The sequence below is a fragment of the Nonomuraea sp. NPDC003707 genome (assembly GCF_053587055.1).
In genome coordinates this window covers 1-1,756 of record NZ_JBSFNK010000120.1, presented here as the reverse complement: position 1 = coordinate 1,756, position 1,756 = coordinate 1, and the positions used below count along the sequence as shown (strand labels likewise).

Sequence of the window (1,756 nt, the reverse complement as noted above, 5' to 3'; positions counted from 1 at the left end):
TCGGTAGCCGGGTCGCGTCACCGTGCTGAGCCGGCCGTTCTTGACCAGGTAGAGGGTGACCTTCAGGGGTGGTGCGATGGGTCCGCTGGGTGGGTCGCCGGCGGAGATGGCGTCGCTGGGTTGCACGCCGCAGCCGGCCGCGAGCGTGAGCAGGGCCGCGGCGAGCAGGTGGCGGGTGGGCCTGGCCGTCATTCGGGGCCCCCGTCGGGAGCGTCCGCCCGGCGTGGCAGGCGCAGGGTGAAGAGGGCGCCGCCGTCGGGGGCGTTGGTGACGGTGAGGTCGCCTTGGTGCAGGCGGGCGTTCTCCCGTGCGATGGCCAGGCCGAGGCCGCTGCCTTCGGATCTGGCCCGGGCGGCGCTGGCCTTGTAGAAGCGGTCGAACACGTGGGGCAGCACCGCCTGGTCCAGTCCCGGTCCGTGGTCGCGGACCTGGAAGGTGATCCAGTGTGGGTCGGCGGTCAGGTGTAGGGTCACGGGTGGTTGGCCGTGGCGCAGGGCGTTGCCGACCAGGTTGGCGAGGATGACGTCGACGCGGCGTGGGTCCAGTCGCGTGGTCACGGCGGGTGGGAGGTCGGTGTGGACCTGTTCGGTCCAGCCTCGGACGCGCAGGGTGGCGGAGACGAGTTCGGCCACGTCGACCTCGTTGAGTGCGAGGGCGGCGACGCCGGAGTCGAATCGGCTGATCTCGATGAGGTCGTTGACCAGGGCGGTGAGGTTGAGGGTTTCCTGGCTGACCAGCCGGGCGGCTCTGCCGGCGGGCTCGGGCAGCCGGGCCGCTTCCTCGTCCAGGATGTCGGCGACGGCGGTGAGTGCGGCCAGCGGGGTGCGTAGTTCGTGGGAGACGTCGGCGACGAATCGGCGGGCGTCGGCCTCCATCTCGCGTAGTTGTTTGACGTGTCGTTCGAGTTCGGCGGCGGTGTTGTTGAAGGTGTGTGCCACTTCGGCCAGTTCGTCGGAGCCGTGGACCGTGATTCTGGTCCGTAGTTCGCCTTGGCCCAGCAGGCGTGCCGCGTGGCCGAGTTCGCGTACCGGGCGTAGCACGCCGCGGGTGGCCAGCGATGCCAGGACGACCGCGAACGCCAGGGCGGCCACGCCGATGAGCCAGGCACGTACGGCGAGCTCGTCGATGCTGCGCTGTTCGGCGATCAGGCTACGCGCGGCGTAGACCTCGATGCCGGAGGCCCGCGTCGTGCGGTCCGACTCGACGATCAGCAACGGCGTGCCGATGATCAGCCAGGGCACGCCCTCCCGCACCACGCGTTGCCACGCGATGTTGCCGTCGGCCACCATCTGCCGCAACTTTGGTGAGATCACCCCGAGTTCCGAGGCCAGCACCCTCCCGCCCGGCCTCCAGCGCCCCGGCGGGGCGACCGGCGAGTACATCTCGCGGTAGACGGCGACCGCGAACTCCACGCTGTTCTGGTCGGGCACGGCGGTGGCGATGTCGTCGAGCTCGTCGGGGCCCGGCGCCGGAGTCCGCAACGGGTAGAGCGCCTGCAGGCGGCTCTTCATGGCCTGCACCGTGGCGTCCTGGGTCCGTTGCAGGATGTCGTTGCGGGCCTGGACGTAGAGCCCGCCGGCCACCGCCGCCGCGGTGACCACGCACAGCAGTGCGAATGCCAGCAGCAGCCGGGTTTGCAGCCCCAGGCTCGGCCGAGTCGTCACCGGCCGCTTCACACCGGCCCGAACCGGTACCCGAACCCACGCACCGTCTGCACATAGACAGGCGCCGCCGAGTCGTCCTCGATCTTCGCGCG

Annotated in this window: 3 protein-coding genes; all 3 read right to left on the bottom strand. The window is 70.9% G+C overall.

The genetic code is table 11. The features are described 5' to 3' along the window. Window positions 1-192: hypothetical protein (locus ACWDRB_RS67760; RefSeq protein ID WP_449912876.1), on the bottom strand; the 192-nt coding region annotated here is incomplete at its 3' end. Continuing rightward, window positions 189-1,664 carry an ATP-binding protein gene (locus tag ACWDRB_RS67755; RefSeq protein ID WP_449912873.1) on the bottom strand — a complete coding sequence of 492 codons (1,476 nt, stop codon included), beginning with the start codon at window positions 1,662-1,664 and terminating at the stop codon, window positions 189-191. The genes ACWDRB_RS67755 and ACWDRB_RS67760, both read right to left, overlap by 4 nt. Window positions 1,665-1,672: 8 nt before the next feature. Beyond that, on the bottom strand, window positions 1,673-1,756 hold an 84-nt coding region (locus ACWDRB_RS67750; RefSeq protein ID WP_355199321.1), incomplete at its 5' end, for a winged helix-turn-helix domain-containing protein.